General features: G+C 57.2%; 20 protein-coding genes and 2 pseudogenes. 4 read left to right on the top strand and 18 right to left on the bottom strand.

The genetic code is table 11. The features are described from left to right. Positions 1-145: 145 nt before the first annotated feature. Positions 146-766: a BamJ family beta-barrel-assembly machinery protein gene (gene bamJ, locus HA43_RS16945; protein ID WP_094112188.1), complete on the bottom strand. Its 621-nt coding sequence runs from the start codon at positions 764-766 to the stop codon at positions 146-148. Between the two features lie 185 nt (positions 767-951). Between bamJ and HA43_RS16940 the strand changes: the two genes are divergently transcribed. Beyond that, on the top strand, positions 952-1,617 hold the full coding sequence (locus HA43_RS16940) for an OapA family protein (protein ID WP_150034714.1): 666 nt from the start codon (positions 952-954) through the stop codon (positions 1,615-1,617). Between the two features lie 56 nt (positions 1,618-1,673). Here the strand turns inward: HA43_RS16940 and rplI are convergent, their stop codons facing one another. The 4 genes from rplI to rpsF are packed head-to-tail and all read right to left on the bottom strand — an operon-like array spanning position 1,674 to position 3,114. After that, a complete protein-coding gene (gene rplI / locus HA43_RS16935) occupies positions 1,674-2,123 on the bottom strand; it encodes a 50S ribosomal protein L9 (protein ID WP_065648101.1) in 450 nt (149 codons plus the stop codon). Positions 2,124-2,162: 39 nt separating this feature from the next. Next, positions 2,163-2,390, bottom strand: coding sequence for a 30S ribosomal protein S18 (gene rpsR / locus HA43_RS16930; protein ID WP_000135199.1), 228 nt, complete (start codon positions 2,388-2,390; stop codon positions 2,163-2,165). A 4-nt stretch (positions 2,391-2,394) separates the two neighbouring features. After that, complete coding sequence (gene priB, locus HA43_RS16925; protein ID WP_071669179.1) at positions 2,395-2,712, bottom strand: primosomal replication protein N; 318 nt, start codon at positions 2,710-2,712, stop codon at positions 2,395-2,397. A 6-nt stretch (positions 2,713-2,718) separates the two neighbouring features. Further along, positions 2,719-3,114, bottom strand: a complete 396-nt coding sequence (gene rpsF / locus HA43_RS16920) for a 30S ribosomal protein S6 (RefSeq protein ID WP_039380603.1) — start codon at positions 3,112-3,114, stop codon at positions 2,719-2,721. A gap of 382 nt (positions 3,115-3,496) precedes the next feature. Here rpsF and HA43_RS16915 point away from each other — a divergent pair, with 382 nt between their 5' ends. Further along, the gene (locus tag HA43_RS16915) at positions 3,497-3,700 is read left to right on the top strand and encodes a hypothetical protein (protein WP_039380605.1); all 204 of its coding nucleotides are present in this window, start codon (positions 3,497-3,499) and stop codon (positions 3,698-3,700) included. A gap of 19 nt (positions 3,701-3,719) precedes the next feature. On the opposite strand, the gene yjfP is transcribed toward HA43_RS16915, so the two are convergent. Then, positions 3,720-4,469, bottom strand: coding sequence for an esterase (yjfP, locus tag HA43_RS16910; protein ID WP_094112187.1), 750 nt, complete (start codon positions 4,467-4,469; stop codon positions 3,720-3,722). Positions 4,470-4,619: 150 nt separating this feature from the next. Between yjfP and HA43_RS16905 the strand changes: the two genes are divergently transcribed. Continuing rightward, entirely contained in the window at positions 4,620-6,551 is a 1,932-nt protein-coding gene (locus tag HA43_RS16905; protein ID WP_094112186.1) for a methyl-accepting chemotaxis protein, read from the top strand. Between the two features lie 57 nt (positions 6,552-6,608). Then, complete coding sequence (gene bsmA / locus HA43_RS16900) at positions 6,609-6,932, top strand: biofilm peroxide resistance protein BsmA (protein ID WP_094112185.1); 324 nt, start codon at positions 6,609-6,611, stop codon at positions 6,930-6,932. On the opposite strand, the pseudogene HA43_RS16895 reads toward bsmA, so the two are convergent. The 12 genes and pseudogenes from HA43_RS16895 to HA43_RS16840 all read right to left on the bottom strand — a co-directional run. After that, positions 6,909-8,536, bottom strand: a pseudogene (locus tag HA43_RS16895) (isovaleryl-CoA dehydrogenase). The gene bsmA and the pseudogene HA43_RS16895 sit on opposite strands and share 24 nt — an antisense overlap. Before the next feature lie 135 nt (positions 8,537-8,671). Continuing rightward, positions 8,672-9,406, bottom strand: a complete 735-nt coding sequence (gene rlmB, locus HA43_RS16890; RefSeq protein ID WP_039380618.1) for a 23S rRNA (guanosine(2251)-2'-O)-methyltransferase RlmB — start codon at positions 9,404-9,406, stop codon at positions 8,672-8,674. A gap of 125 nt (positions 9,407-9,531) precedes the next feature. Beyond that, positions 9,532-11,967, bottom strand: a complete 2,436-nt coding sequence (rnr, locus tag HA43_RS16885; RefSeq protein WP_039380621.1) for a ribonuclease R — start codon at positions 11,965-11,967, stop codon at positions 9,532-9,534. Positions 11,968-11,982: 15 nt separating this feature from the next. Continuing rightward, entirely contained in the window at positions 11,983-12,426 is a 444-nt protein-coding gene (gene nsrR / locus HA43_RS16880) for a nitric oxide-sensing transcriptional repressor NsrR (RefSeq protein WP_039380624.1), read from the bottom strand. A gap of 194 nt (positions 12,427-12,620) precedes the next feature. Next, positions 12,621-13,919 carry an adenylosuccinate synthase gene (locus tag HA43_RS16875; RefSeq protein WP_071669175.1) on the bottom strand — a complete coding sequence of 433 codons (1,299 nt, stop codon included), beginning with the start codon at positions 13,917-13,919 and terminating at the stop codon, positions 12,621-12,623. 165 nt (positions 13,920-14,084) lie between these two features. Next, on the bottom strand, positions 14,085-14,285 hold the full coding sequence (locus HA43_RS16870) for a DUF2065 domain-containing protein (protein ID WP_094112184.1): 201 nt from the start codon (positions 14,283-14,285) through the stop codon (positions 14,085-14,087). A gap of 52 nt (positions 14,286-14,337) precedes the next feature. Continuing rightward, entirely contained in the window at positions 14,338-15,342 is a 1,005-nt protein-coding gene (hflC, locus tag HA43_RS16865; protein WP_039380630.1) for a protease modulator HflC, read from the bottom strand. Between the two features lie 3 nt (positions 15,343-15,345). Continuing rightward, positions 15,346-16,581, bottom strand: a complete 1,236-nt coding sequence (gene hflK / locus HA43_RS16860; protein WP_071669173.1) for an FtsH protease activity modulator HflK — start codon at positions 16,579-16,581, stop codon at positions 15,346-15,348. A gap of 218 nt (positions 16,582-16,799) precedes the next feature. Then, positions 16,800-18,080, bottom strand: a complete 1,281-nt coding sequence (hflX, locus tag HA43_RS16855) for a ribosome rescue GTPase HflX (protein WP_094112183.1) — start codon at positions 18,078-18,080, stop codon at positions 16,800-16,802. Between the two features lie 80 nt (positions 18,081-18,160). After that, the gene (gene hfq / locus HA43_RS16850) at positions 18,161-18,475 is read right to left on the bottom strand and encodes an RNA chaperone Hfq (RefSeq protein WP_039380637.1); all 315 of its coding nucleotides are present in this window, start codon (positions 18,473-18,475) and stop codon (positions 18,161-18,163) included. 100 nt (positions 18,476-18,575) lie between these two features. Further along, positions 18,576-19,526, bottom strand: coding sequence for a tRNA (adenosine(37)-N6)-dimethylallyltransferase MiaA (miaA, locus tag HA43_RS16845; protein ID WP_094112182.1), 951 nt, complete (start codon positions 19,524-19,526; stop codon positions 18,576-18,578). Continuing rightward, a pseudogene (locus HA43_RS16840) lies at positions 19,519-20,133 on the bottom strand (DNA mismatch repair endonuclease MutL); the annotation flags it as partial. The pseudogene HA43_RS16840 and the gene miaA, both read right to left, overlap by 8 nt.

Below are 20,133 nucleotides of genomic sequence, written 5' to 3'. Positions count from 1 at the left end.
GGCGCCCCTACATTGACCCACCCGCAGGGGGCGCATTAATGCGCCCCTGGTTTCAGCCCCGCACGCAACAAGGGCGCCATTAATGGCGGCCCTACATTGACCCACCCGCAGGGGGCGCATTAATGCGCCCCTGGCGGCGAAGCTATTACAGGATTTCCAGCAGCTCAACTTCAAAAATCAGGGTGCTGAATGGCGGGATTGAGGCGCCGGCACCACGCTCACCGTAGGCGAGGTTGTGCGGAATAGTCAGCTCCCATTTTGAGCCAACCGGCATCAGCGTTAATGCTTCGATCCAGCCAGCGATAACGCCGGTAACCGGAAACTCTGCTGGCTCACCGCGGGCAACGGAGCTGTCGAACACGCTGCCGTCGATAAGCTTACCGGTGTAGTGCACGCGTACGCGATCCTGACGTGACGGAATCGGACCATCGCCCTGTTTGATCACGCTAAACTGCAGGCCTGACTCCGTCGTGCTCACGCCTTCACGCTGGGCACTCTGCTCCAGGAACTGCTGACCCTGTGCGGCCATCGCTTCGGTGCGCTCGCGGCGCACGCCTTCTGCACGCTCGTGTACTTCGCGCAGCGCACGGTGTACCACATCAACCGGAACCGCCGGTGAGTTCCCTTCCAGCGCGTCGCGCAGACCTGCCAGCAGTGCTTCAGGCTGCAGACCCTGCAGTCCAGACTCCTGCAGCTGCTGACCAACCTGTAAACCGATACCGTAACTTGCTTGTGATTCGACGCTGTCAAATGAAGGGGTCGTCATCTTGATTCCTTAATCCCGGATAAAATTGAACCGGCAGCATAGCAGCGCACGCGGCTGGCGTAAAATCTCACGCGGTGCGTGATGACATTTGGCGACGAAACAGAAACAATACGCAGGTCAAATTTTTCAATGCTGGCGGGCACTTCCTGCTGTCATTGCCCATACTGTAAAACAAGAGAGATAACATGGGCCAGATTGCCCCGCGACGTCGCCGGACGCGCACCACGCGAACGCTGTTACCCTGGCTGCAACGCTGGCTGCCAGCCAGACTGCATAAAACCGCTGGCGAGGAGGATTCACCTATGGCCACAGATACCCCGTCCCGCATGCCTGCTGCCCTGCAGCGCGTCTGGCACCTGCTGGATGATGTACGCTGGATGGATCCCCTGCCGCCGCTTCATCGCCGCGGCATCGTTATTGCCCTGATAATCGTGCTGCTGGCGTTTCTCTGGCCGACCAGCAACGGCAAATATCCGGTTGAACGTTCGGTTGAGAGTCAGCCGAAAGAGGTGCCAATGCAGGCGGAGCTTTCTGGTAATCAGGATAGCGCTTCTGCGCCGCAAAACGGCCAGCCGGCTATTGATGCGCAGGGCACCTGGCGCAGCTACAGCGTAGCCTCGGGCCAGACGCTGGCGCAGCTGTTCCGGGACAATAATCTGCCGGTTAATGATGTGTTTGCAATGGCGCGTGTGGAGGGGGAAGGCTCGCCGCTGAGCTCGCTGCAGAGCGGTCAGCAGGTGAAAATTCGCCAGAATGGCGACGGCGTGGTGACTGGCCTTACCGTTGATGGCAGTAACGGTCCGGTGCTGTTTACCCGTCAGCCCGACGGCAGCTTTATCCGCGCTCAGTAAGCGCCGGAAACAAAAACGCCGGCACAGGGCCGGCGTTTTCGCATCACTGCATAAAATTATGCAGCAACTACATTCACAACCAGTTTAGCGAAAACTTCGCTATGAACCTGGAAGTCAACTTCATGCTCACCGGTGGTGCGCAGAACGCCGTTCGGCAGGCGAACTTCGCTCTTAGACACCTCAACACCTGCTGCAGAAACTGCATCAGCGATGTCGCGGGTACCGATAGAACCGAACAGTTTACCTTCGTCGCCTGCTTTAGACGCGATGGTAACGGTGCCCAGGCCGCTGATTTTCTCAGCACGTGCGTTGGCAGCTGCCAGAACGTCAGCCAGTTTGGCTTCCAGTTCAGCACGACGAGTTTCAAAGAACTCAACGTTTTTCTTGGTAGCAGGAACAGCTTTGCCCTGTGGTACCAGGAAGTTACGAGCGTAGCCCGCTTTAACGTTAACCTGGTCACCCAGGCTGCCCAGGTTTGCTACTTTATCAAGCAGAATAACTTGCATTACCTTATCCTCTTAAAGTCGTTAATGGACAGTTGCCGATTACTGATGACGATCAGTGTACGGCAGCAGAGACAGGTAACGCGCGCGCTTGATAGCACGAGCCAGCTGACGCTGGTATTTAGCACGAGTACCGGTGATACGGCTTGGAACAATCTTGCCGCTTTCAGTGATGTAGTTTTTCAGCGTTGCGATATCTTTATAATCGATCTCTTGAACGCCTTCCGCGGTGAAACGGCAGAACTTGCGACGACGGAAATAACGTGCCATTTGGCTAGTCTCCAGAATCTATCAATTCAATCTGCTCGGCATGTAACACAAGTTTGCTCTGGCCATTGCGTGCCTGATGGCAGCTAATAAAACCTGTGAGCGTGAGTTGCGTGCCGACCGTTATATGTTGAGTAATCGCCTGATGGGCGCTGCCGCTGATAATCACCGGCATCTGACACCAGGCTTGCCGGTGAAACCCGGCCTCCTCCTGCACAGAACGATGCTCAAGCATGAACTGGCAGTGTGGGATCCCTGACGGACTGACGTTTCGAACTGGCGTCCTGCACACTGTGCCAGACAGACGCAGCTGATTTGCCGTCATCGGGAATTACTCTTCAGAATCCCCAGCATCTGACTCTTCTGCCGATTCGTTAGCGAAATCTTCGCGGCGCTCACGACGCTCGTCTTTCGCTTTAACCATCGGAGAAGCTTCAGTTACCGCGTGCTTAACGCGCATAACCATGCTGCGGATAACGGCGTCGTTGAAGCGGAAGTTAGTTTCCAGCTCGTCGATCACTTCCTGCGGCGCTTCTACGTTCAGCAGAACATAGTGAGCTTTGTGCAGTTTGTTGATCGGGTAAGCCAGCTGACGGCGGCCCCAGTCTTCCAGACGGTGGATCGTGCCCTGTGCACCAGTGATAGCACCAGTGTAACGCTCGATCATGCCCGGAACCTGTTCGCTCTGGTCAGGATGGACCATAAATACGATTTCGTAATGACGCATCGATAGCTCCTTACGGATTATTCAGCCTCCTGTCAGGGTCAGCTGCGGCCCATGGAAGCAAGGAACGTTATAGGTTGCATATCATCGTTAAATGACACACACCTCTGAATGCAGCTGAAAAATTGACGCGTAATCATACTGGCCTCAGGGGCTAAACACAAGCGCACATTTCGCCTGTTTTGCACAGGCGTGCCAGACAGCGCGCCTTTTTGTGCTAAGCGTGCAACTTCAGCCTGTTACGCGCGTTTTTTCAAAAACATTGAAGTACGCGTTCAAAAAGCCGCTCTGGCGCTGCGCTGGTTAAAAACTAAACTCTATAAAAGCGCCCTGAACAATGCACCGCGTGCGCGATTGATGAAGTATCACAGGTGAGGAGTCGATTATGAAAGCTGTCATTGTCGCCACTTTACTGAGTCTCTTTCTCTCTTCCCCCGCCATTGCCAGCGTTACTGACTCTGCGCAGCAGATGAGAAGCAGCAGTAAAGCGGCTTCAGGCTATATCTATGTTAACCGGCTGGATGCGCCGGCTGATAACCCGTTTACCGCTGCGCAGCGCCCCGCCGATCGACTGTCCGGGCAGCGCTGAAGTCCCCGCTGGCGGCTGCTCAGAGGGAACGCGTAAAAAACGCCACCAGCGCGGTGAGCGCGGCGGGCGTGATTTTATGCCCAATCTGCGGCTCAGACAGGAACGTAAGCTGACCATCCTGCTGTGTGGCGCGCAGCGCCTCTGCAAGGCGCTGCGTCTCAGCGAAAGGCACCACCTCATCCGCTTCGCCGTGCCAGAGCAGCAGCGGCCGGCTGGCAAGCCGGGCCAGCTTTGTGGCGGGATCGTAAGCGCTCAGCGGCGCCAGGCGCGCAGCAAGCAGCTGCTGCTGCTCAGCGGTTTTCGGTACCAGCGGCGGGAAGAGCTGCTCGCTGAGCTGCCGGAAATAGCCCGATCCCATCAGACAGCCAACACTCTGAATGTGCGGGTAGCGCGCCATGGCTCCCAGCGCCGTCATCCCGCCCATTGACGCCCCCGCCACCGCAAAACGTTCGCCGGCGATCCAGCGGTTGTCACGCAGCGCGCTCTCCAGCTGCGGCAGCTCATCAATATTCTGGCGCAAAATCTCCCAGAAACGCGTCATACGCAGTGCGCTATCGCCCTGATAACGCGCCCCGTGCATCTCTGCATCAGGCATGATGACGCGAAATCCTGCCTGCGCCAGCGCCACAGCAAAGTAGCTGTAAACCTCTTTTGATGAGGTAAAGCCATGGTAAAAGAGAATGGCGGGCAGCGGAGTCTGCCGCTGACCGGCGGGTGCGGCATGAATACACTCGATTCCTGCCAGAGTCTCTGTTGTCAGTTCAATCACGGTAGCGCTCCTGAATAGCGTGCATCTGATACCGAGTGTACCTGTTCTCTGCCGGCGCGTTAGCAGATTAACGTCGCTGCTTTTTCACCCTAAACCTTTGCCGGTTTTTGCCGTTGATCGTTCTCCCCCATTCTAAATAACAGGTATTTTATGAAGCGTCTTTCTCTCAGCGCCCTGAGCCTTGGCGTCAGGCTGTCTGTATTGACGTCTTTCAGCGTCGCCGTCGTACTGTTTATCCTGACATTTACCCTGAGCCATAACGCCGCCCGTCAGCTGGAGCAGCTGGCAACCGACGATATGACCAATCAGGTGCAGGGCATCAGTGAAATGGCCACGCTGTTTAACGCTACGCTCTCCGAAGAGGTGGCAAACTACACCAGATTATTCCAGAGCTTTTTACCTAAACGTTTCAGCCGTGACGAGAGCACCCGCGTTCAGACAGGCGAGCTGAGCACGCCGGTGCTGCGTGCCGGTCTGAAAACGCTCAATCTCGATCAGCTTGCCGTGGATGACTTTTTTGAGCGTACCGGCGCGGTAACAACCATCTTTGTCCGCGACGGCGATGACTACGTGCGTATCGCGACGTCACTGAAAAAAGAGGATGGCAGCCGCGCCATTGGCACCCGGCTCGATCGCAGCAGCGCCGCCTGGCGCAGCGTGCAGCAAGGCACCACATGGCGCGGGCTGGCTACGCTGTTCGGGCATCGCTATATCACCCAGTATGAGCCGGTACGTGATGAAAGCGGCAGCGTCATTGCGATTTTATTTGTCGGCGTAAAAATCGATACGCAGTATGCGCTGATACGCGACAAAGTGCTGGCGCGCCATCTTGGTGACAGCGGCAGTTTCTTTGTGCTGAACGGTACGCCGGGCAGCAAACAGGGCACCTACCTGTTTGACCGCCACGCTGAGGGTCAGCAGCCACGCTGGAGTCAGGCGGTACAGCAGCGGCTGCTGACTCAGCCCGCCGGGCTGCTCAGCTTTGAGGACGCCGGTGAAACCCGGCTGCTGGCGTGGCAGCAGCTGCCGGGCTGGGACTGGGTTATTGCCGGTGAGGTCAGCCGTGCCGCGTTGCTGGCGCCGGTTACGCAGAGTCGCAACCTGTTTATGGCTATCGGCCTGGCGCTGGTGCTGCTGTTTGCTGCCGGCTTTGTTTTTTACTGTCGTCATGCCCTTACCCGCCCGTTGCAGCAGGTGATCCATCTGGCCGAAGAGTATGCGGCAGGTAACCTGCAGGCGCATCTTAACTCAGCGCGACGCGATGAGGTGGGCCAGCTGGTGGCTGCCATCAACGGCATTGGCGACGGGCTGGAAAAAGTGGTGCGCCAGGTGCGGGGCGCCGCTCAGGAGATCAGTGACGGCACCGATACGATTGCGGCTGGCAGCGCGACCATCAGCGAGCAGATTAGCCGTCAGGCGAGCAGCGTGGAAGAGACTTCCGCCAGCATGGAGCAGTTTGGCGCCACGGTGGCGCAGACCGCGGCTAACGTACGTCAGGCGATGGCACTGATGAGCGAAGCTGCCGGTACCGTCAGTCAGGGTGGGGCCACTGTCGCCCGCTCAGCGGAAACCATGGCGGAGATCAGGGTTGCGTCGCAGAGTATTGCCGATATTACCCATGTGATTGAGTCAATAGCATTCCAGACCAATATCCTGGCCCTGAACGCGGCCGTAGAAGCCGCGCGCGCCGGCGAACACGGGCGCGGCTTTGCCGTGGTCGCCGCCGAAGTGCGGGCGCTGGCGCAACGCAGCGCCAGCGCAGCAAAAGAGATCGATACGCTGATCGCCCGATCCATTGAGCGGGTTGCGGCGGGCCATGCGCTCTCTGAGCAGACGCGCGATAATATGAGCCACATTGTGACGCATTTTGAGCAGGTCAAAACGCTGATGGATGAGATCAATATTGCGGCGCAGGAGCAGGCGGCGGGTATCGGTCAGGTTAATCTGGCGATGAACCATATTGGTCAGGCGACGCATCAGAGCAGCGATATGGTTATGCAGTCTGAGAGCACCGCCCGGCATCTGAGCGAAAAAGGGCATCATCTTACGGCGCTGGTCAGCCTGTTCAGGCTCAACAGCTGATGATTGCGGGAAGATGGCTTACACTTTAGCTATCTTCCCTGCACTTCCGGAGCCGTTATGTCCCGTCTGTTACTGCTGTTGAGTCTGGTGCTGTGTGGATGTTCAACGCTGCAGTCGACCCCGCAGGCGCCGCCGCCGCCCGCCTCACAGCCACAGGAGATTTCGCGCGCGCAGAGCGCCGGACTGCCGAAGCTGGGCAATATCAGCGCGTCGACGCGCGGTTCACCGGATGATGTACAGCGCGCGATTGCCGCACGCGCCAGCCAGGCTGGGGCTGTCTATTATCAGATTGTGATGCTGGATGACACCTCCTTTCCCGGCCTGTGGTACGCCACCGCGATCCTCTACGGCGCGCCTTCAGGCAGCGCCGGCGCGCAGTAGCAGACGCGCGGCCAGCGTCTCATCCGGGCCACGTGCGCCGCGCCCGTCGAGCGCAAGCGCACACCACGCATCGGCCAGCGGCGGTTCTGCAACTTTCAGCAGTATCGCCGCACTCGCCAGCCAGAACAGCTCCTGCGCCAGGTCACGCGCCTGCGCTTCATGCGGATGACGCAGCTGCAGACGCAGCTGACGCCAGCTGCGATCAACATGACGATTAGCGCCCCTCACCGCCTCAAACTCCTGCTGCAGCAGCGCATGGCATGCAGGATAGCGCTGCAGTACGCGCAGAATATCCAGACACATGACATTGCCCGATCCCTCCCAGATGCTGTTAACCGGCATCTCGCGATACAGCCGCGGCAGTTCGCTCTGTTCGCAGTAGCCGATACCGCCCAGCACCTCCATGCTCTCCGCGACAAACGGCATACCGGCCCGGCAGATGGCAAACTTCGCTACCGGTGTAAAGAGCCGGGCATAGAGCCGCTCCGTCTCGCTGGCTGGCGCTGACCACGCCCGGGCGAGCCGCAGCAACAGCGCAGTCTGCGCTTCAAGCTGCAGCGCCTGTCGTGCCAGCTGGAGGCGCATCAGCGGCTGCTCGCTGAGCGGTTTGCCCATGACCTGTCGCTGCTGCGCATGATGCAGCGCCACCGACAGCGCACGGCGCATCAGGCCGTGGCTGCCGAGCGCGCAGTCGAAGCGCGTCATGCCGCCCATGCGTAACAACAGCCGCACGCCTTCACCCTCTTCGCCCATCAGCCAGCCGGTGGCATCCTGAAACTCCACTTCAGCGCTGGCATTGGAGCGGTTGCCCAGCTTCTCCTTGAGCTGCTCGATGCGCAGCGCATTGCGCGTGCCGTCAGGCAGCAGTCGCGGCAGAAAAAAACAGCTCAGGCCGCGTGAGGTATGGGCCAGGATCAGATGCGCATCGCTTTGCGGCACAGAGAAAAACCATTTATGACCGGTAATGCGCCACGGCTCGCCCGGCGCACGCACACCGAGTGGTTCAGCGCGCGTGGTGTTAGTCAGCACGTCAGTACCGCCCTGCTTTTCAGTCATCCCCATGCCAATCAGCAGCCCGCGCTTCTGACCGCCTGGCAGGTGATGGGCATCATAGCGGTCGCTCAGCAGGCCTGCGCGCCAGTCAGCATAGGCTGCGGGCAGATGCGCCTGCAGCAGAGGAAGCGCGGCGTGCGTCATGGTGACCGGACAGAGGGAACCCGCTTCCGCCTGGGCATGCAGAATAAAGCGCGCCGCACGCGCTACCATGCATGAGCCGGGGCATCAGGCTGCCAGCTGAGATTATGTAAGCGGCTGGCACAAACGCCCTGCATCAGCAGATGCCAGGCGGGATGAAACCGCACCTCGTCGATGCGCTCGCCGCGCGCGTCATAGCGCTGCAGTACCGGCGGTTCACTATTGGCCAGCCGTCCCAGCTCCAGCGATTCCGCGCTGCCAAGCTGCAGACCAACCGACGCCAGCCACGCCTGGTCCCAGGCCGCGCCTTCGCGCACCACGGCATCGCACAGCGCGCTGTCGCGGGTAAACAGATTACTGTTGCAGAGAGGATGAGGCTGGTTGAATACGTGGTGAGTGGTATGAAACATAGCGCCTCCTGATGATAACGCATCATAGCGACGAGGCTGCCAGGCAGAGTAACCGTCTGGCAGCCTGCTCTGTCTGAATTATTCAGGAGAGCCGTACAGGAGGGGAAAGCGCTTGTTGATATTTTGCGGTGCCGATCACGCCTGGCGCTGGCGCACGGCCTCAAACAGGCAGACGCCGGTCGCCACCGAGACGTTCAGCGAAGAGACGCTGCCTGCCATCGGAATGCTGATCAGCTCATCGCAGTGTTCGCGCGTCAGGCGGCGCATACCTTCGCCCTCTGCCCCCATCACCAGCGCCAGCGGACCGGTCATTTTGCTCTGATAAACCGTATGATCCGCCTCACCGGCAGTGCCAACGATCCAGATGTTGTATTCCTGCAGCAGTCGCATAGTGCGCGCCAGGTTAGTGACGCGAATGAGCGGAACGTTTTCCGCAGCGCCGCTGGCGACTTTTTTTGCCGTGGCGTTAAGCGGTGCAGCACGATCTTTCGGCACGATGACCGCATGAACACCCGCCGCGTCAGCACTGCGCAGGCAGGCACCCAGGTTGTGTGGATCGGTTACGCCGTCGAGGATCAGCAGAAACGGTTTCTCCAGCGACTGCAGCAGATCGGGCAGATCGCCCTCCTGGTAATTTTTACCCGGTTTGATACGCGCCACGATGCCCTGATGCACGCCGCCCTCTACCTGTGCATCGAGCCACTGGCGGTTAGCCAGCTGGATCACAATACCCTGAGCTTCCAGTGCGGCAATCAGCGGCTGCAGGCGGCGATCGTCGCGCCCTTTGAGAATGAAAACTTCCTGAAAACGCTGGGGGTCGCGCTCCAGCAGCGCCTGCACGGCATGAATGCCAAAAACTATTTCGCTCATTATTTTGCTCAAGATTGGGTTAGAACAGCGATCGCTGAGATCCGGGTTCAGGATGCGCGCGGCGGCGCATCCGGTACAGCGCGTACAGCATACCCGGATTGCCCGTCAGGACAATCCGGTGACCATCAGGTCGCGCTGCTTTTCTTTGATGCCCGCTTAGCCTTAGTGGCGGCGGCGATTTTACGGGTTTTCTCAGAGACTTTATTACCTTTTTTCTCACTTTTCTGCGCAGCAGCCGGTTTCTTTTCACCACGGAAAGCCGCATCCGGTTCAAAGTTGCCTTTTTTACCCGCGTCGCGACGGCGCTTTGTGGCAGGCTTGCCGCTGCGCTTCTCGCGTTCCCGCGCGGTTTTGCCTTCGCCACGCGGCACGCGCTTGCTGGAGATCAGTGCAAAATCGATTTTACGCTCATCCATGTGCACCGCATCCACGCGTACTTCCACCGCATCGCCAAGACGATAGGTACGGCCGCCCGATTCGCCGATCAGACGCTGTCCGACGGCATCAAAGCGATAGTAGTCATTATCCAGCGTGGAGACATGCACCAGGCCATCGATGAACAGATCGCTCAGCCGCACAAAGAAGCCAAAGCCGGTCACGCTGGAGATCACGCCGTTAAACACATTGCCCACCTGATCCTGCATGAAGTCGCACTTCAGCCAGTCAGCAACGTCGCGCGTCGCTTCATCAGCGCGGCGCTCGGTCATCGAACAGTGCTGACCCAGCTGCAGCATCTGCTGCATATCATAGTGGTAGCCGCCGTTCGGCGTAGTGATACCGTTTTCCATGCCCTGCTCTTTTGCCAGCAGATATTTAATCGCACGGTGCAGCAGCAGATCCGGATAGCGGCGGATCGGCGAAGTAAAGTGGGCGTAAGAAGCCAGCGCCAGACCAAAGTGTCCGCGGTTTTCCGGATCGTAGACCGCCTGTTTCATGGAGCGCAGCAGCATGGTCTGCAGCATCTCAGCATCCGGACGCTCGGCGATCTGATCCAGCAGTTCGGCGTAGTCCACAGGCTGCGGTTTTGCGCCGCCCGGCAGGCTCAGACCCAGCTCGCTCAGTACGGTGCGGAAACTGGTGATGCTGTCTTCACTCGGACGATCGTGATCGCGGAACAGCGCCGGCTCCTGGTGTTTCTCCACAAAGCGGGCAGACGCGATGTTAGCGAGGATCATGCACTCTTCGATAAGTTTATGCGCGTCGTTACGTACCGTGCGCTCAACGCGCTCAATACGGCGCTCAGCGTTGAAGATAAACTTCGCTTCTTCCGTTTCAAATGAGATGCCACCGCGCTGCTCGCGTGCGGTTTCCAGCACCTCGTACATAGCGTGCAGCTCTTCGAGATGTTTTACCTGTGCCGCATACTGCTCACGCAGCTCGGGATTACCCTGCAGGATATTCCAGACTTTGTTATAGGTCAGTCGCGCGTGTGAGTTCATCACCGCTTCATAATGCTTATAGCCGGTCAGTTTACCGCTGGCAGAGATAGTCATCTCACAGACCATGCAAAGGCGGTCAACCTGCGGATTCAGCGAGCAGAGGCCGTTGGAGAGGATCTCAGGCAGCATCGGCACGACCTGCGACGGGAAGTAGACTGATGTTCCGCGCTGATGCGCTTCGTCATCCAGCGCCGTACCCGGCCGCACGTAGTAACTTACGTCAGCGATCGCTACCCACAGGCGCCAGCCACCACCGCGCTTTTTCTCGCAGTAGACGGCATCATCGAAGTCGCGGGCATCTTCGCCATCAATGGTAACCAGCGGCAGCTGACGCAGATCGATACGTCCCTGCTTCGCCGCTTCCGGCACCTCTTCTTTCAGCTTCGCAATCTCTCTTTCGACCTCTTCCGGCCAGGTGTGCGGAATTTCATGCGTACGCAGCGCCATATCAACTGCCAGACCGGTGCCCATATTGTCGCCGAGGATTTCGGTGACTTTACCGATAGCTTTGGTGCGGCGCGTGGCGCGCTGCACAATCTCGACCACGACAACAGAGCCCATCCGGGCATCAAGCGTTGCGTCCTGCGGAATAAGAATATCAAAGCTCAGACGGCTATCGTCCGGCACCACGAAGCCCGTGCCGGCATCGGTAAAGTAGCGGCCGACAATCTGGCTGTTGCGCGGTTCAAGCACCCGCACCACGCGCGCTTCACGGCGACCTTTACGATCGGCACCGCCTGGCTGCGCCAGGATCACGTCGCCATGCAGGCAGAATTTCATCTGTTCGGCGGAAAGATAGAAGTCATCTTTTTGCCCTTCAGCGCGTAAAAAGCCGTAGCCGTCACGATGGCCTATCACTTTGCCGCGCAGCAGGTCGAGGCGTTCCGGCAGCGCATAGCACTGACGACGGGTAAAGACCAGCTGACCGTCACGCTCCATTGCGCGCAGACGACGGCGCAGCGCCTCCAGCTGATCTTCACTGGTGATGTTTAACGCCCCCGCAATCTCTTCGCGGCTGGCTGGTTTTTCCCGCTGCTCCAGCAGCCCGAGAATAAATTCGCGGCTGGGGATCGGGTTATCATATTTTTCAGCTTCTCTGTCCTGAAAAGGATCTTTTGACATTAGGTTCCTCCGATGTCATTTGGAGTGGATTGCCACCGGCGGTTCGGACAATAGGATGTGGTAGAGCGAATCGTTGTTTCTTACCAGATCGGCCAGCGTATAGTTATCCAGCTCCTGCAAAAATAACTGCACGGCGTCATTAAGCGCCTTACGTAAGCGGCAGGCTGGGGTGATGGCGCAGGTGTCACAGTTAACTAACTGCAGCGGCTCCATCTTTCTGACAACGTCGCCAATAATAATTTTTTCCGGGTCCATGCCTAAACGAATTCCGCCGTTTTTGCCGCGTGTAGCAGCTACAAAGCCGGCCCGGCTCAGTTGATTGATGATTTTTACCATATGGTTACGCGATACGCCGTAAGTATCGGTGACTTCAGTAATGTTAGTCTGCCTGCCCTCGGGCAGCGTAGCCATGTAAATCAGTGCGCGCAGACCATAATCGGTAAAACTTGTTAGCTGCACATATACCTCAGTAAACCATCAGATTTTTTAGTTTTAGCGCCAGCTGCGCGCTTCGATTAACAATGATGATAAACCAGTGCGGAAAAACCCGGAGCGCTTTTTTCATGCCCGTGTGGTCCTGAGCCGAAAAAAACAGAGTGAGCGGAAGCAGACAGCGGATAAACAGAGGCCGGAACATGTCCGGCCTGAGAAGATTATGCGTCGAACGGATCGCGCAGAATCATGGTCTCACTACGGTCCGGGCCCGTTGAGATAATATCAACCGGCACACCGGTTACTTCTTCGACACGCTTGATGTAATCACGTGCGGCCTGGGGCAGACCCTCCACGGTTTTGACACCAAAGGTGGTCTCACTCCAGCCAGGCAGAGTTTCGTAAATCGGTTCGATACCTTCCCAGCCTTCAGCTGCCAGCGGCGTAGTGGTCATCTCGCGGCCATCCGGCATACGGTAGCCGACACAGATTTTAACCTCTTTCAGGCCATCCAGCACGTCCAGTTTGGTCATGCAGAAGCCGGAAAGCGAGTTGATCTGTACGGCACGGCGTACAGCAACCGCATCAAGCCAGCCGGTACGGCGACGGCGGCCGGTAGTGGCACCAAACTCATTGCCCTGCTTGCACAGAAACTCACCGGTCTCATCAAACAGCTCGGTCGGGAACGGACCCGCTCCGACGCGGGTGGAGTAGGCTTTCACGATACCCAGCACGTAGTCGACATAGCGCGGACCGATACCGGAGCCGGTTGCCACGCCGCCTGCGGTGGTGTTAGAGGAAGTCACATAGGGGTAAGTACCGTGGTCGATATCCAGCAGGGTACCCTGCGCACCTTCAAACATGATCAGATCGCCACGCTTGCGCGCGCCATCCAGCAGATCGGATACGTCCACTACCATGCTGGTCAGGATGTCCGCTACGGCCATCACGTCGCTCAGCACTTTTTCGTAGTCAACGGCATCGGTTTTGTAGTAGTTCACCAGCTGGAAGTTATAGAAATCAACAATCTCTTTCAGCTTGGCTGCAAAGGTCTCTTTGTTGAACAGATCGCTGACCCGCAGGCCGCGACGCGCCACTTTATCTTCATAGGCAGGCCCGATACCGCGGCCCGTGGTACCGATCGCTTTGGCACCGCGCGCTTTTTCGCGTGCCAGATCCATTGCAACGTGATATTGCAGGATCAGCGGGCAGGCTTCAGAAATCAGCAGACGTTCACGTACCGGCACACCGCGCGCTTCCAGACCATTCATCTCTTTCATCAGCGCTTCAGGTGACAATACCACTCCATTACCAATGATGCTGGTAACATTTTCACGCAGGATGCCAGAAGGAATTAAGTGGAGGACGGTTTTTTCACCGTTGATGACAAGTGTATGGCCTGCATTGTGGCCACCCTGGTAACGCACCACATAATTAGCGCGTTCAGTCAGAAGGTCTACGATTTTACCTTTACCTTCGTCACCCCATTGGGTGCCCAGTACGACGACGTTCTTACCCATTTCTAAAATCACCGATTGCTTAAAAATGGATTCTACCATCGGTTTTTCACAGTTTCAGCACTTTTAGCACACGTTTGCGCTGTTTTTTGCCTGCCTTTTGTTCAGCTCACAACATGTTGGGGAGGCTCGGCCCGACAGGCACAACTTAACCGGTAAGCGGCGCGATTATCCCTGCATATGCTGGCTGAACAGGCAGTAAATCACCACGCCCGCCACCACCAGTCCACCGCCAAAACGATGCAGCAGGCGGTCAGGCAGCTGCGTCAGAGAAAGGATCAGGCGCCGCCAGAGTCGCGGCATTAACATCGGCCCTGCGCCTTCCAGTATCAGCACCAGCGCCAGCGCCATCCAGATGGTTGAATTCATACGTTATCCAAAAAAGGGCCGACATCAGTGTCGGCCCTGGCTTTATAAGCGCTTATCGTGAAACGTTGGTCGGTGCTTTCATATAGCGGAAGAAATCGCTATCCGGGCTCAGCACCATGACGTCCTGATTATCCGCAAAGCTGTTTTCATACGCCCGCAGGCTGCGAATGAACGCATAGAAATCAGGATCCTGGCTGAAGGCATCGGCGAACAGCTTGGCGGCTTCACCATCCCCTTCACCGCGCGAGATCAGCGCCTGACGCTGCGCTTCAGCCAGCGTACGGGTTACCTGGTAATCAGCCTGCGCACGCAGTTTTTCTGCCTCTTCCTGCCCCTGTGAACGCTGGCTACGGGCAACCGCTTCACGCTCGGCGCGCATACGGTTGTAGATAGCGTCAGAGACTTCAGTTGGCAGGTTGATCTGCTTAATACGCACATCAACAACCTGAATACCCAGCGCCGCCATACTGTTTGGATTTGGCGCAGGCTCGCTGCTATTGGTTTCGCGCTCAACGCGTGCGGCAGCGCTGGCGATGGCATCATCTGCTGCCGGCGTCTGTACTTCATCATCGTTACCCGCGCTGCCCGTGTTCAGCGCATCGCGTACGTCAGTGGTCAGACGGCCACGCGAATCGGTCACAATATCTTTCACATCGAGGCGGCCCATTTCTGAACGCAGACGGTCGCTGAACTTACGTTTCAGCAGCACCTCAGCCTGAGAGATATCGCCACCGCCCGTTGCCAGGTAGTAGCGACTGAAGTCGCTGATACGCCACTTGATATAAGAGTCGACGATCAGATCTTTCTTCTCTTTAGTGACAAAGCGATCGGCCTGGTTATCCATAGTCTGGATACGCGCATCCAGCGATTTCACGGTTTCAATAAATGGGATTTTAAAGTGCAGACCCGGCGAATAAACCTGTGGCTTATTCTCGTCGTCGCGCAGGACTTTACCAAAACGCAGCACGATACCGCGCTGGCCTTCCTGCACAACAAACAGTGACGCGTAGAGCACCACCAGCACTACGATAATTACGGCGATGATTGGCTTACGCATCGGTTACTCCCTCCCTTCGCGCTGGGTATCGTTTCGCAGCGCGTTTGCGCGACGCTGGTCCATGACGCTGTCCGGACTATAAGATGAGTTACTGTTGCGATCGGCACTGCTGCCTGGCGACGAAGGCAATTTCATCAGGTTAGTGTTGTTCTGACCGCTCTGGCTGCCTGACTGGCCGTTGCGCAGCAGCTGGTCGAGCGGCAGTACCATCAGATTGTTGCTGCGATCGTTAACCAGCACTTTGCGCGTATGACTCAGCACGCGCTCCATGGTTTCGATATAGAGACGCTCTTTGGTAATTTGCGGAGCCGCCTTGTACTCCGGCAGCAGACGCGCAAAACGGGCAACCTCACCCTGCGCTTCCAGTACGGTACGCTCTTTGTACGCTCGCGCTTCTTCCAGAATACGCTGCGCCTGACCGTTGGCACGCGGCTGCACTTCGTTGGCATAGGCTTCTGCTTCACGCACATACTGCTCACGGTTTTCGCGTGCGGCGATCGCATCATCAAACGCGGCTTTTACCTCTTCCGGTGGACGCGCCGCCTGGAAGTTTACGTCAAGCAGGGTGATCCCCATATTGTAGGGGCGAATCGTTTCGTCAATCTCACGCTGCGTATCGCTACGCACCACGGTACGCCCTTCGGTCAGAATGCGATCCATGGTGGAACGACCAATCACGCCACGCAGCGCGCTGTCGGTGGCCTGACGCAGGCTGTCATCCGCGCTGGTTACTGCATAGAGATAGCGCTCCGGATCGGTCACGCGATACTGGACGTTCATCTCAACGCGTACCACGTTTTCATCGGATGTCAGCATCACGCCTGATGCAGCCAGCTCGCGCACGGCTTCAACGTTGACAGCGCGTACGTTATCAATAAATGTCGGCTTCCAGTTGAGGCCAGGCTCAACCAGATGACTGAATTTGCCAAAACGGGTTACAACACCGCGTTCCGCTTCTTTGATGGTGTAGAAGCCGCTTGCCGCCCAGATAATCACTACGGCTGCGCCTGCAATGCCAACCAGTTTGCCACCGCTACCGCCGCTGCGCTGACCGTTATCGTTCTGTTTGCCACCGCCCAGTCCGCCGAGTTTTTTACTCAGCTTACGGAAGATATCATCCAGATCGGGAGGCCCCTGCTCGCGCCCTCCTTTATTCCCCCCAGAGTTGCCGCCTTGATTATTGCTGCTTCCCCACGGGTCGCGGTCCTGTCCGTTATTTCCGGGCTGATTCCACGCCATGTTTCTACTCCATTTATTGTATTTACGTGTTTTACCTTTCACGTCGCCTGCCGCCGCGTGGTGAACTGCCTGCCCGCCGCCGGATCCGCTACAGAGGTAAGCATCCGGTCATGCGCGCAGTTGACGTTGCGCCCGCGAAACCCTGTTCCGGCGCAGACAGCCTGCAGTCATACTTACAGCACCATTCTCATGTGTCAGATAAAGGCGTTTGGGCAATATCAAACAATATAACTGGTTAGCAACGGCTCCTGTTTGCATAAGCGATGCCAGTCGATAATCGGCATACGCACCTGCAAACCCGTACTGCCATCTTCTTCATTCCACTCTTTTTCTATCGCCTGCAGCTGGTAAAAGCGGCTACGCAGACGTCCTGCTTCAGGTGGCAAACGCAGTTCATACTGCGCAATCTCACCTGCCAGCCGTTCTGAGAGCGCCTGCCACAATAGCTCCAGACCGATGCCGTTTTGCGCTGAGAGCCATACGCGCGTCGGGCGCTGCTCTTCATCGCGATCGATACGCGGTTCAAACCCATCCAGCATATCGATTTTGTTCATAACCAGCAGCGAGGGGATCTCATCCGCCTCAATTTCAGCCAGCACTTCATTCACGGCGTCAATGTTGTCGGTAACGCGTAAATCAGCTGCATCGATGACGTGCAGCAGCAGAGTTGCCTGGCGGGTCTCCTGCAGCGTTGCTTTAAACGCCGCGACCAGATCGTGCGGAAGATGGCGGATAAAACCGACGGTATCGGCCAGCACCACCTCGCCTACGTCGGCGACATTAAGACGGCGCAGGGTTGGATCGAGCGTGGCAAACAGCTGATCCGCCGCATACACATTGGCAGACGTTACCGCGTTAAACAGGGTGGATTTTCCGGCGTTGGTGTAACCCACCAGCGAAACAGTAGGCACATCAGCTTTGGCACGCGCCTGACGTCCCTGTTCACGCTGCTTTTCAACGCGCTCAAGCCGCGACAGGATCTGGCTGATGCGACCGCGCAGCAAGCGCCGGTCAGTTTCCAGCTGAGTTTCACCGGGTCCACGTAGTCCGATGCCGCCTTTCTGACGTTCAAGGTGTGTCCAGCCGCGCACCAGGCGGGTGGCCAGATGGCGTAGCTGCGCCAGCTCGACCTGCAATTTCCCTTCATGGGTACGGGCGCGCTGCGCAAAGATGTCGAGAATTAAGCCGGTGCGATCGATAACACGACATTCGCACAGACGCTCGAGATTACGTTCCTGAGCAGGAGATAAGGCATGATCGAATAATACGACCGATGCTCCACTCGCTTTTACCGCATCGGCAATTTCAACTGCCTTTCCTTCACCGACAAAATATTTGGGATGTGGCGCTTTACGACTGCCGGTAATGACCTGCAGTGCATCGACGCCCGCAGAAGAGACAAGAGTTTCAAACTCCTGCAAATCTTCCAGCTCTTTGTCTTGGGAGAACCAGATGTGTACCAGTACGGCCTGCTCACCGGCATCATAACGGTCAAACAAGCTATAACCTCGCTAAAATAAAATAACCAGGACGGGAAAACCTGATTGCTCCCCGGCCCTGGCTTTACGGCTACGCAAACTTACTCTGCGCTATCACCGTCTTGTTGTGGCTGCGATTGAGCGCTCTGATTGCTTCCGCCGTGGTGGTAGTTACTGCTACCGCCGCCGCCCGCATTATTACTGTGATGCGAAACCGGACGCGAAGGAACCACGGTAGAGATGGCGTGCTTATACACCATCTGGCTCACTGTGTTTTTCAGTAAAATAACGAACTGATCGAAAGACTCAATTTGTCCCTGCAGCTTAATGCCGTTCACCAGATAAATCGAAACCGGAACACGTTCACGACGCAGTGCGTTCAGAAACGGGTCTTGTAATGATTGCCCCTTAGCCATTCTATCTTTTCCTTATATGCTTGTTGTTTGTTACTTAAGAACCGTGGTTCAGAAAAACTGCGTAAAAATTTGCGCACGCTAACCGATCAATTGTACACAATCAGCCCTGCTTAGCACTAACTACCTGAAGTACCGTGTCGCGGGCTGTTTCAGGCGCATCACTGTCTAACCAGTGCACACCTTCCCAGCCTCGTAACCAGGTCATCTGGCGCTTGGCTAACTGCCGGGTGGCGCAAATTCCCCGATAAACCATATCGTCATAGCTGATTTCGCCTGAAAGATAAGACCACATCTGGCGATAACCGACACAACGAATGGAAGGCATATCCGTATGCAAATCACCTCGCGCAAAAAGGGCACGAGCCTCCGCCTCAAAGCCTGACGCTAACATCTGGTCGTAACGCATTGCAATGCGCTGGTGCAGCATTTCACGATGCGCCGGAGCGATCGCAAACTGGTGCACATCGTAGGGTAGCGCTTCACCGGACGTTTTTGTCAGTTCCGTTAAAGTTTTACCCGAAATAAAAAAAACTTCCAGTGCTCGCGAAAGTCTCTGCGGATCATTCGGATGAATACGACTGCCGGCGACCGGATCGATTTCACACAGCTGGCGGTGCAGGGTTTCCCACCCTTGTTCAGCCGCCGTTTGCTCTATTTGCTGACGTATTTGCGGATCGGCCGGGGGCAGCGGCGACAACCCTTCAAGCAACGCCTTAAAGTAGAGCATGGTTCCACCAACAAGCAGCGGAATTTTACCTTCCCGGGTAATCTCCGCCATTTCTGCCAGCGCATCGCGACGAAATTCAGCGGCAGAATAACTCTCCGCCGGATCGCGTATGTCCAGCAGACGGTGAGGAGCCAGCGCCTGCTCTTCAGCTGAAGGTTTTGCTGTTCCTATATCCATCCCGCGATAGATCAGGGCGGAGTCAACGCTAATCAGCTCTACCGGCAGCTGCTGGCGTAATGCAATGGCCAGCGCGGTTTTGCCGGAGGCGGTTGGCCCCATCAAAAAAATAGCCTTTGGCCGGCCAGCCTGGTTTAGTTCACTCATGCTTTAACGCGTTAATCGCGCTCTCAATATCCAGGGTCTGTAACAGACCTGAAGGCGGCGACTTCAGCAGCTGCGGACAGAGCCGTTCCAGCTCCGCCAGTAGCGCAATCGCCTGCGAGTGATTCCAGTGTGGCTCCTCTGCATCCTCACGACGTGCCAGCCACTGAGCCAGCATGGACGCAGAAACCTCTTGCTGCCGGGCCAGGTAGCCTAACAGTTCTGGAATCAAGATTTGTAAATTTTGTGTTCTTAACGGTAAAGGCACCGCGCGCAGGGTGACATGCTGCCCATCCCGCTGCAAATCAATACCCATCTGCTGCAGCAGCGCAGCCCGGGTGGTAATGACCTCCTGCTCACTGGCGGCAATTTTCAGGCGTACCGGTATCAGCAGCGGCTGCGGCCGCAGCCCCTCCTCCCCCGGCTGAAGCTGCGCCTGTTTTAGCCAGCGCGAAGCGACGGACAGCGAGAGTAGCTGGAGCGCTGCGCCCCGCTCCAGCAGCGCATAGCGCTCGCGGACGACGCTGAGCACGCGACCAAAACTCTGCGCGTGCGCGGCCAGCGGTGCATCAGCTGTAGGCTCGCGCGTTCTCTGTGGGGCTGCCGGAGC

Source organism: Pantoea eucrina (genome assembly GCF_002095385.1).
GTDB lineage: Bacteria > Pseudomonadota > Gammaproteobacteria > Enterobacterales > Enterobacteriaceae > Pantoea > Pantoea eucrina.
The sequence above is the reverse complement of the archived record's forward strand: the minus strand, read 5'-3'. Positions and strand labels throughout refer to the sequence as shown.

Excerpts from the sequence above, each read along its gene's own strand:
- bamJ (WP_094112188.1), bottom strand. The coding sequence starts at position 766 with ATGACGACCCCTTCATTTGACAGCGTCGAATCACAAGCAAGTTACGGT.
- HA43_RS16940 (WP_150034714.1), top strand. The coding sequence starts at position 952 with ATGGGCCAGATTGCCCCGCGACGTCGCCGGACGCGCACCACGCGAACG.
- rplI (WP_065648101.1), bottom strand. The coding sequence starts at position 2,123 with ATGCAAGTTATTCTGCTTGATAAAGTAGCAAACCTGGGCAGCCTGGGT.
- rpsR (WP_000135199.1), bottom strand. The coding sequence starts at position 2,390 with ATGGCACGTTATTTCCGTCGTCGCAAGTTCTGCCGTTTCACCGCGGAA.
- priB (WP_071669179.1), bottom strand. The coding sequence starts at position 2,712 with ATGACGGCAAATCAGCTGCGTCTGTCTGGCACAGTGTGCAGGACGCCA.
- rpsF (WP_039380603.1), bottom strand. The coding sequence starts at position 3,114 with ATGCGTCATTACGAAATCGTATTTATGGTCCATCCTGACCAGAGCGAA.
- HA43_RS16915 (WP_039380605.1), top strand. The coding sequence starts at position 3,497 with ATGAAAGCTGTCATTGTCGCCACTTTACTGAGTCTCTTTCTCTCTTCC.
- HA43_RS16905 (WP_094112186.1), top strand. The coding sequence starts at position 4,620 with ATGAAGCGTCTTTCTCTCAGCGCCCTGAGCCTTGGCGTCAGGCTGTCT.
- bsmA (WP_094112185.1), top strand. The coding sequence starts at position 6,609 with ATGTCCCGTCTGTTACTGCTGTTGAGTCTGGTGCTGTGTGGATGTTCA.
- rlmB (WP_039380618.1), bottom strand. The coding sequence starts at position 9,406 with ATGAGCGAAATAGTTTTTGGCATTCATGCCGTGCAGGCGCTGCTGGAG.
- rnr (WP_039380621.1), bottom strand. The coding sequence starts at position 11,967 with ATGTCAAAAGATCCTTTTCAGGACAGAGAAGCTGAAAAATATGATAAC.
- HA43_RS16875 (WP_071669175.1), bottom strand. The coding sequence starts at position 13,919 with ATGGGTAAGAACGTCGTCGTACTGGGCACCCAATGGGGTGACGAAGGT.
- HA43_RS16870 (WP_094112184.1), bottom strand. The coding sequence starts at position 14,285 with ATGAATTCAACCATCTGGATGGCGCTGGCGCTGGTGCTGATACTGGAA.
- hflC (WP_039380630.1), bottom strand. The coding sequence starts at position 15,342 with ATGCGTAAGCCAATCATCGCCGTAATTATCGTAGTGCTGGTGGTGCTC.
- hflK (WP_071669173.1), bottom strand. The coding sequence starts at position 16,581 with ATGGCGTGGAATCAGCCCGGAAATAACGGACAGGACCGCGACCCGTGG.
- hfq (WP_039380637.1), bottom strand. The coding sequence starts at position 18,475 with ATGGCTAAGGGGCAATCATTACAAGACCCGTTTCTGAACGCACTGCGT.
- miaA (WP_094112182.1), bottom strand. The coding sequence starts at position 19,526 with ATGAGTGAACTAAACCAGGCTGGCCGGCCAAAGGCTATTTTTTTGATG.